The organism is Streptomyces sp. NPDC003034 (assembly GCF_053591375.1).
On record NZ_JBSFTS010000024.1, the window covers coordinates 92,680 to 101,341 of the forward strand.

An 8,662-nucleotide genomic window follows, 5' to 3' on the forward strand; every position below is an offset into this window, starting at 1 on the left:
ATGACCCCGTACGAGCCCGTCGGCTTCTTCCTCCTGCGCTCCCCGACCCTGCCCGCCCGCACCTGGCTCGACGTGACCGCGGACCCCGACGACACCCCGCGGGCCCTCGTCGACCTCGCCCGCCGTCCCGACGTCACGCGCGCTCTGCTCGTCGCAAGCGAGGACATGACCGACAGTCTCGACCGGATCGGCGACCTCAGCGAGAAGCGCCTGCGCCGGCTGCACTCCGGGCTGCTGCGCTACGTCACGCGCATGGCGACCCGGCCCACGCCCTTCGGGGCCTTCTCCGGTGTGGCGATGGGCGAGTTCGGCCCCGCTACCACCGCCCGGCTCGGCCGGCCCGAGGAGCACCGGCTGCGCGTGCGCGCCGACATGGGCTGGCTGCTCGGGCTGATCAAGCGCCTCGACGAATCCGACGACCTGCTCCGCAGGCTCCGGCTCGTCCTCAACCCGATGGCGGACACGGCCGGCGACCGCGTGGTCCTGCCGCAGGCCGACAAGTACGGTCGGCACGACGCCCGCACCGTGCGCATCCGGGCCACACCCGCCGTCGAGCTCGTCATGCGGACCTCCGCCACTCCCGTCCCGTACGAGCGGATCACCGCCGAACTCGTCGCCGCTTTCCCCGAGGTCACGGCCGAGACCGTCGAGGGCCTGGTCCGGCAGATGTGGGACCTCGGCTTCCTCATCAGCGACCTGAGGCCCCCGCAGACCGCGGAGCGGCCCGAACACCACGTCCTGAAGAGGCTCACCGGCATCCCCGCCGCGCAGGAGACGGCCGACCGGCTCAGCGCCGTCGCCGACCTCGCCGACCGGGCGGACGACGCCGCCTCCCTGCGCCGACTCGCCGCCGCACAGCAGGACCTCGTCCCCGGGCACGACGGCCGCTCCTACCAGGCCGACACGGCGCTGCACTTGGACGATCCCGTCCTGAACGCGTCCATCGGCGAGGCGGCGGCCGAGGCCGTCGGCGTCCTGGTGCGCCTGAGCGCCGCCCACGGCAGGGGCAACCACCTCACGCGATACCGCAAGGAGTTCACCGAACGCTATGGCGAGGGCACCCGCATCCCGGTGCTCGGTCTGCTCAGCCCCGACACCGGGCTCGACGCCCCGCCGACCTACACCAATCCGCCGCGCAGCATCGAACTGCCGGCGGCGACGCGCGAGCACACCGCCGGACTGGACGCCCTGCTCGTCGAGTTCGCCCAGCAGGCCTGGTGGGACAGGTCCTTCGAGGTCGAGCTGACCGACGCCTGGCTGGAGCGCCTCGCCCCGCGCGGGCCGGTGCCCGACCCGCCGCCCGCGATGGAGGTCTACCTGCAACTGCACGCCGCCGACCGCGCCGCCCTCGACCGGGGGGACTGGCGGGCCGTGCTGCGCTACGACAGCCTCACCTACGGTGGCCGCACCTTCGGGCGCTTCAGCGAGCTGCTGGGCAAGTCCACCTCCGAGCGGCTGCGCGGATACGCCCGCGCCGAGGAGGCGCTCTTCCCCGACGTCGCCTACGCGGAGCTCGCGTTCCTGCCCCCGTACGGCCGTGCGGCCAACATCACCCTGCGCCCTTCCGTCCGGCCGTACGAGATCCCCGTCAACACCGCGCCGTCCGTCGGCCCTGACCAGGTCCTCCCGCTCGATGACATCCTCGTCGGCGTCAGTGGGGACCGGTTCCACCTGTGGTCCCGGAAACTCGACCGGGAGGTCGTGGTCGCCCAGCACCACATGCTCAGCCCGACGATGGCGCCGAACGTGGCCCGGTTCCTGCTCGAGGCCTCCCAGGACGGCTGCATCATGCCCTCCGGCTTCCACTGGGGCCCCGCCGAAGCGGCCCCCTTCCTGCCGCGCGTCACCCGCGGGCAGATCGTCCTGCGCCCCGCGCAGTGGCGGCTCACCGCAGGACCCGCGACCACGGACACCGCGGACGCGCACGGCAGGGCCGGTCTCGCGGCACCCGCAGCCGGCCCACCGTCCGCGCACCCGCTTGACGACCTCGACGGCTGGCGCCGCCGCTGGAACGTGCCCCGCCACGTCTATCTCGTCGAATCCGACCAACGGCTGCTGCTGGACCTCGGCCACCCCGCCTGCCTCGCCGAACTCCGAGCGGAGCTGGACACGCGCGGCACCCTCGTCCTCCATGAGATGCTGCCGTCCTTCGACGGCATGTGGCTCCAGGACGCCTACGGCGAGCGCTACGCCGCCGAGGTGGTCGTGCCCGTCCTCGCCCGCGACGCGGAACGCGTCACCCGCGCTCCCGTGCCGCGGCAAGGACGCGAGGTGCCCGTGGAGCGCCACCTGCCCGGCGGCGCCTGGACGTTCCTCAAGGTCTACGCGGCCCCCGAGCGGCAGGACGAGATCATCGCCGGCCCGCTGCTCGACCTCGTCGCGGGACTGGGCCGCGAAGGACTGCTGGACCGCTGGTTCTACATCCGCTACGCCGACCCCTTCCCGCACCTGCGCCTGCGGGTCCGCGGCACCGACGCCGACCGTACCCTCACCCACGTCACCGCGTGGGGACGCGATCTCGTCGCCCGCGGACTAGCCATGGACCTCGAGCTCGCAGGCTATGCACCGGAGATCGCCCGCTACGGCGGCCCGGAGGTCTTCGACACGGCCGAGCGGCTCTTCGCGGCCAACAGCGGAGCCACCGCCCTGCTGCTGTCGCGACAGCCCGACATCAGGCCCGAGTTCCTCGCCGTCGCCGCTCTGGACACCCTTCACACCCAGTGGGGCGTGCCGCCGGGCGGCGCGCTCACCCACCACACCGGCGGCCACGACGAGGCCCACGTCCGGGACACCCGGACCCTATTCCGCGAACACCGCGCCTACCTGTGCGAACTCCTCAGCCCGTGGGAGCGCGACCCGCACGAGGAAGGGCGGGCCCACCGGCTGCTCCTCCAGGAGACGTTCGCCACGCAGGCTCCCGCCGTCGCCGAGACGGCCGCAGCCGTCCGCGAGGCGGCCCGCCGTGGCCTCCTGGTCGGCTCCGAGGACGCCATCCTCGCCAGCCTCGCGCACATGCAGATCAACCGGCTCCTCCCCATCGACCTCCAACGGGAGGCCCGCAGCCACGTCCTGTGGGCCCACGTCCGGCGCGCCGTCCGGGGCCGCACGGCCGCGAGGGAGAGGGAGGGCCGATGATCTGGCTGCGCGTGAGTACGCTGTTCTGGCGGCTCAGCCCACTGCGGGTATCCGCCTTCACCGGCGTCTCCCTCCTCCTCGCCCTCATACCGGCCGCGCAGATCGGGCTGGTCGCCGCCGCCGTGCAGGGTGTGGCCGACGCCGTCACCGGCGACCGGGACGCCGGACGGGCCGCGCTCATGGCGGGCGCCGCCCTTCTCGGGGTGGGCCTCGCCAGCCATGTCCTGGGCACCTTCCTGCAGTACCTCGACACTCTCCTGCGGCTCGAACTCACCGCTCGCATCGGCGAATGGGTGATGCGCAAGGGCACCATGCTCGACCTCCAGCAGTACGAGGACGCCGAGGTCTACGACAAGATGCAACGCGCCTTCCAGGAGAGCAGCGGAGGCCGCGTCTACCAGGTCTTCACCCAGCTCCTGGAGGTCGCGAGGGAGTTGGTCACCCTGGTGACCGTCAGCGTGGTGCTGTTCTCCTGGAGCCCCTGGATCGCCCTGGTGATCCTGCTTTCGCCCATGCCGTCCGTCGTCTCGTACATGCTCTTCAGCCACAGGGCGTACGAGATCGAGTACGACCGGACCGCCGACCGGCGACGCGTGTACTACTACCAGCACCTCACCACCACCGACCACTCCTACAAGGAGGTCCGTCTCTTCCAGCTCGGCCCGCACCTGGTGGACCTCTACACCCGGCTCATCCGCGCCTTCTTCGACGTAGACCGCCGTCTCGCCCGCCGACAGTCCGTGCTCGGCGGCGTCCTCGGTCTCCTCAGCGTCGCCGCTTCCTCCGGCGCCGTGCTCTGGGCGATCCACACCACCACCCACGCCGGACAGGTCGGCCAGCTCGCCGGCTACCTCCAAGCCGTCGGTTCGATCCAGGTCTCCGCTCACGGCATGTTGCTCGGCATCGCCGCTCTCTACAAGGACAGCCTGTTCCTCGGCAATCTCTTCGACTTCTTCGCCCTGCCTGAGCGTCAGATCAAGGGCGGCACCCGCCCGTTCCCGGACACGCTCCGCAAAGGCATCGAGTTCCGCGACGTGCGCTTCGTCTACCCCGGCACCGGCCGCGTCGTCCTGGACTGCGTCAGCTTCACCCTGCCCGCGGGTGAATGCGTCGCGCTGGTGGGGCAGAACGGCTCCGGCAAAACGACGCTGGTCAAGCTGCTCACCCGGCTCTACGAGCCGACGAGCGGCCAGATCCTCGTCGATGACGTCCCGATCGAGGAGTACGACCTCGACGACCTGCAACGCCACATCGGCGTCATCTTCCAGGACTTCATCCGCTACGAGCTGCCCGTCCGCGACAACATCGGCTTCGGCAGCGTCGAAGCCCGCGAGGACACCGCGCGCGTCGCCGAGGCGGCACGGGCCGCCGGCGCCGACGGGTTCGTCGAGGCGCTGCCCCGTGGCTACGACACGACGCTCGGCCGCCACTTCGAGGACGGCCACCAGCTGTCCGGCGGCCAGTGGCAGAAGATAGCCCTGAGTCGAGCCTTCATGCGCCGCGCTCCCGTCGTCGTCCTCGACGAGCCGACGGCCGCCATCGACGCGGAGGCGGAAGCGGAGATCTTCGGCCGGCTCAAGGACGTCGCCCGCGGCGCCACTTCCCTGGTCATCGCCCACCGCTTCGCCACGGTCCGGATGGCCGACCGGATCGTCGTCCTGGAGAACGGCAAGGTCATCGAGGACGGAGTGCACCATGACCTCCTGAGGGCCGACGGCGTGTACGCCCGGCTCTTCCGTATCCAGGCTTCGGGCTACCTGACCGAAGCCGCGTCCCCCTGAAGGCCGAGTGATGCGCGTATCCGTCCTGTACCCTGCCATGCCGACGGACCCCCGGCACGTCGCCCCCTTCGCCGCGCTCGTCCGCGACGGAGGCGCGGCCCGCCTCTGGCAGGGCCAGTCCCTCTGCGCCGACACCCAGCAGGTCTTCGCCTACCTGGCCGGCATGGGCTACCGCGTCCCGGTCGGGACCAGCGTCGCCCTCATGCCGCTGCGGCATCCGCTGGACGCGGCGATCCAGGCCCGCTCCCTGTCCGCCCTCACCGGACACCGCACGACCATCGGACTCGGTCCCGCGACCCCCGACGTCGTCGCCGGACTGCACGGAAAGCCGTACGACAGCCCACGCGATGCCTGTGTGGAATACCTGACCGAGGTGCGGCGCCTGATCGGCACCGCGGACGGAGTCGCCGGACCCGGCCTCGGCGCCTCCCTCGGTCTGCCAGGCCTGCCGCACCCGGGAGTGGAGATCGGGCTCGGTGTGCTCCGGCCGACGCTCGCGCGGGCCGCGGGCCGGGCGGCGGACGCGGCGATCAGCTGGATGACCCCGCCCGGCTACGTCCGCGACACCCTGCTGCCCGCCATGGCGAAGGGCGCGGCCGAGTCGGGCCGCCCGGTGCCCCGCATGGTCACCGTCGTGCACGCCGCCGTCGACCGTCCCGGACGCCACGCCTACCGGCTCGCCTTCGCAGCGGCCCACGTCCACCTCGCCGGGCCGCACTACTGCGACATGCTGCGCCGCGCCGGCCTTCGCGTCCACCACAGCCGCCCGGGCCTCGGCGCCCGTGCCCTCGTCGACTCCGGAGTCTTCCTCTACGGCACGCCCGGGAACATCGCCGCACAGCTGGCCGAATTCGATCGGGCAGGGGTGGACGAAGTTGTCGTCAACGTCGCGGGAGTGTATTCCGAGCATGGCCGACCGGACGCCGTACGGGACCTCCAGGAGATCCTCGCGGCCTGCCGGGAGGCGACGAACTGAACCATGAACGGGTGCGAGAGGCAGGGGCATCACCGCGTGCCGCCCTCCCGCACGCGGTGAGGAGAGGCAAGACGGTGCCCGACGACATCGCCCGATGGCTGAACGAGCACGCGAACCCCTTGAGTACCCTGACCCCCGGCGCGCCGGTGGAGGACCTGAAACCCCTGGGCGAGGCACTGCGGGGGACACGGATCGTCGGCCTGGGGGAATCCACCCACGGCACGGGCGAGTTCTTCCGGCTGAAGCACCGCATCGTGGAGTTCCTGGTCTGTGAGGAGGGGTTCACCACCCTCGCCATGGAGGCCAGCCAGTCCGCCGCCCGCGCGCTCGACGCGTACGTCCGGTACGGCGCGGGCTCCCCCGAACGGCTCGTCGCCAGGCTGGGCTTCTGGACCTGGCGCACCCGCGAGATGGTCGACCTCGTCGAGTGGCTGCGCGCCCACAACCGCGACCTGCCCGAAGGGCGCCGGATCCGCTTCGTGGGAACCGACCCCCAGCTCTGCGCCGACTCGGTCGCGGCCGTCGCCGCTTTTCTGCGCCGGACGGCGCCCGATCAGGCCGGGCGCGTGGGCGCCTTGGACGTGCTAGTGCGGGCCCGCCCGGGCTCGCTCCCAGACCCGGACAAGGCCCTGTTGCGGCGTGCCGAGGAGATCGCCCGCCTCGTCGCGGACCAGGTCGAGCGGTCGGGTACCGGCGACGACGCCGACGAGGCTCTGGAACACGCGCGGATCCTGGTCCGCGCCGCCGACCTGGTGACCCGGCCCTTCGAAGCCCCGGGCGGCGAGGACGGCGTGTACGCCGCGCGTGACCGCTACATGGCCGAGGCCGTCGCACGGCTCGTGGACGACGACCCCGAGGCGCGCGTCATGGTCTGGGCACACAACGGGCACATCGCGAAGAGCACGTACGGGGACCAGGTGCCGGCCCTCGGCAGCAGACTCCGCGAACGGTACGGCAACGCCTACTACGCGCTGGCCCTCCTCTTCGGCAAGGGCTCCTTCCTGGCCCGCCGCGGCAACGACCTTCAGCGCCCGCCGGCCCGCCACCGCATCGGCACCGGCCTCCGCTCCCTGGAGGCCAGACTCACGCACGCCGTACCCGGCGACTACTACGCGGACCTCCGCGCCGCGGGTTCCCCCGGCGACCCCGCGACCTGGCTGCACGCCCCGCACGCGCAGCGCAGCTTCGGCGCCAACGTCCAACGGTTCCTCTACCGCTTGAACACCGCCCCGCTCGTCCCGGCCGAGGACTACGACGGCATCGCGTTCGTAGCACGCTCGACCTGCTCCCACCTGCTGCCCCCGGCGGAGGACTGAGGTTCTCTCACGGCCACAGGTCGAGTGCGGCGTTCAGAGTGAGCTGCCACATCGGGTCGGCACCGGTGCCGAATGCCGCAGCGAGCCCGTACCCCACGGACGCGTCGTACGGGTCCCTGGCACGCTCGGACTCGCCCTCCGCCTCCCAGTCGACCGACACGCGCCCGTCGCCGCTCGATGTGAAGACGCCGAGCAGCCGCTCGTCCCGCAGCAGCCGGCTGGTGCCGAGGGAGTCCGGAACCAGCAGATAGCGGCACTCCCGCGCCGCTGAGACGACCTCGACCCGGTACGAGCGCCGGGTCAGGAATCCCTTGGACGGCCGCAGGTTCTCCTCTGCACCGTCGACGAGCAGAGTGAGGTGCTCGGGGTCGCGCGTCCCGATCGGCACATGGCTCTCCGGCACTTTGTTCGGGGCCCGCCGGATGTCGACCGGCGGCAGACCGTCCCCGCTCACGCCCAGCGTCCCGGCCTCGTGGTCGAGTTCGATCCGGACCGCGCCGAAGAGCGGATCGTCGGCGGGCACGTACGCGTACGGATTCATCGGGACCCTTGCCTCCTGTTCATCCTGGTGATCGTCTTCCCTCAGTCTCGTCCGGACGCGGAGGGCCGGTTCCCTTTCCGGCCAGAGGCGGGCCGGTGGGCAGGAGCGGCGCCGCGGCCTGGGCGTCGAGGAGCGCAGCGGTTGTTCCCCTGTGAACGAGCAGCCGTACCCAGCCACGAGCTGCCGCCAAGCGAATGACGGCCACCTACTCCTGCCTCACTGCCACTACGTCGCGTAGCCGGTCACGCCAGGCGGTTCGCGGTCCCGACCAGCGGCGATCCGTCTTCAGAGGCAGCCGCGGCTGGGGAGAATCTGGGGAGAACGAAGCCGCGTTGGGGAGCGGCTGGGGAGGATCGGCCGTACAAACGGGCAGCACGGTGAAAGGGACGGAAAGGCTGATCGCCGCAGATCAGAGGGCCTCTCCGCGCGCTTTCCACAGGTCAGCCGCGTGAGGGTGACGACTTCAAGAAGATCTCCTCCTGGGCGGCCATCCTCTTCGCCCCCACGCTGGTGGGCACGATCTACGGCATGAACTTCGAGACCATGCCGGAACTGAAGTGGGCTGCCGGCTACCCCTTCGCGATCCTGCTGATGGCGGTGGTCTGCGTCAGCCTCTACGTCATCATCAAGAAGCGCGGCTGGCTGTAGCTGGCAGGGCGGACTAGGTGTATTGCCCCGGGAGCTTGTGGACGGGTGATGGAGGTCTCGGCTGAGGCTTCTTGAACGTGAGGGCCTTCCGGGTTCGGTGTGGATTGCGACATCTCCACCGAACGACAGAAGGCCCTCATGCCCCACCGTAATGCACCCTGACCGAGACTGGACGGCTGCGGCTGGCCCGCTGCGTGGTCCAGGACGGCTGGACCTACCGCCGGGCCGCCGAGCGCTTCCAGGTCTCACCGACGACCGCCCAGCG

Annotated in this window: 5 protein-coding genes and 2 pseudogenes; 6 read left to right on the forward strand and 1 reads right to left on the reverse strand. The window is 71.5% G+C overall.

The window, feature by feature from the left end; genetic code table 11:
• From ACWDX7_RS22650 to ACWDX7_RS22665, 4 genes are all read left to right on the forward strand, one after another.
• The gene (locus ACWDX7_RS22650; RefSeq protein ID WP_451493139.1) at positions 1-3,135 is read left to right on the forward strand and encodes a lantibiotic dehydratase; all 3,135 of its coding nucleotides are present in this window, start codon (positions 1-3) and stop codon (positions 3,133-3,135) included.
• Positions 3,132-4,916, forward strand: coding sequence for an ABC transporter ATP-binding protein (locus ACWDX7_RS22655; RefSeq protein WP_451493127.1), 1,785 nt, complete (start codon positions 3,132-3,134; stop codon positions 4,914-4,916). The genes ACWDX7_RS22650 and ACWDX7_RS22655 overlap by 4 nt, the downstream gene beginning before the upstream one ends.
• Before the next feature lie 37 nt (positions 4,917-4,953).
• The gene (locus ACWDX7_RS22660; protein WP_451493126.1) at positions 4,954-5,892 is read left to right on the forward strand and encodes an LLM class flavin-dependent oxidoreductase; all 939 of its coding nucleotides are present in this window, start codon (positions 4,954-4,956) and stop codon (positions 5,890-5,892) included.
• A gap of 74 nt (positions 5,893-5,966) precedes the next feature.
• Positions 5,967-7,208, forward strand: coding sequence for an erythromycin esterase family protein (locus tag ACWDX7_RS22665; RefSeq protein ID WP_451493125.1), 1,242 nt, complete (start codon positions 5,967-5,969; stop codon positions 7,206-7,208).
• A 7-nt stretch (positions 7,209-7,215) separates the two neighbouring features.
• On the opposite strand, the gene ACWDX7_RS22670 is transcribed toward ACWDX7_RS22665, so the two are convergent.
• Positions 7,216-7,749 carry a hypothetical protein gene (locus tag ACWDX7_RS22670; protein ID WP_451493124.1) on the reverse strand — a complete coding sequence of 178 codons (534 nt, stop codon included), beginning with the start codon at positions 7,747-7,749 and terminating at the stop codon, positions 7,216-7,218.
• 462 nt (positions 7,750-8,211) lie between these two features.
• Here ACWDX7_RS22670 and ACWDX7_RS22675 point away from each other — a divergent pair.
• Positions 8,212-8,397, forward strand: a pseudogene (locus ACWDX7_RS22675) (CorA family divalent cation transporter); the annotation flags it as partial.
• 138 nt (positions 8,398-8,535) lie between these two features.
• Positions 8,536-8,662, forward strand: a pseudogene (locus ACWDX7_RS22680) (helix-turn-helix domain-containing protein); the annotation flags it as partial.

What these genes read in the sequence shown, in the direction of transcription:
- ACWDX7_RS22660 (WP_451493126.1), top strand. Translation starts at nt 4,954, where the DNA reads ATGCCGACGGACCCCCGGCACGTCGCCCCCTTCGCCGCGCTCGTCCGC.
- ACWDX7_RS22670 (WP_451493124.1), bottom strand. Translation starts at nt 7,749, where the DNA reads ATGAATCCGTACGCGTACGTGCCCGCCGACGATCCGCTCTTCGGCGCG.
- ACWDX7_RS22650 (WP_451493139.1), top strand. Translation starts at nt 1, where the DNA reads ATGACCCCGTACGAGCCCGTCGGCTTCTTCCTCCTGCGCTCCCCGACC.
- ACWDX7_RS22655 (WP_451493127.1), top strand. Translation starts at nt 3,132, where the DNA reads ATGATCTGGCTGCGCGTGAGTACGCTGTTCTGGCGGCTCAGCCCACTG.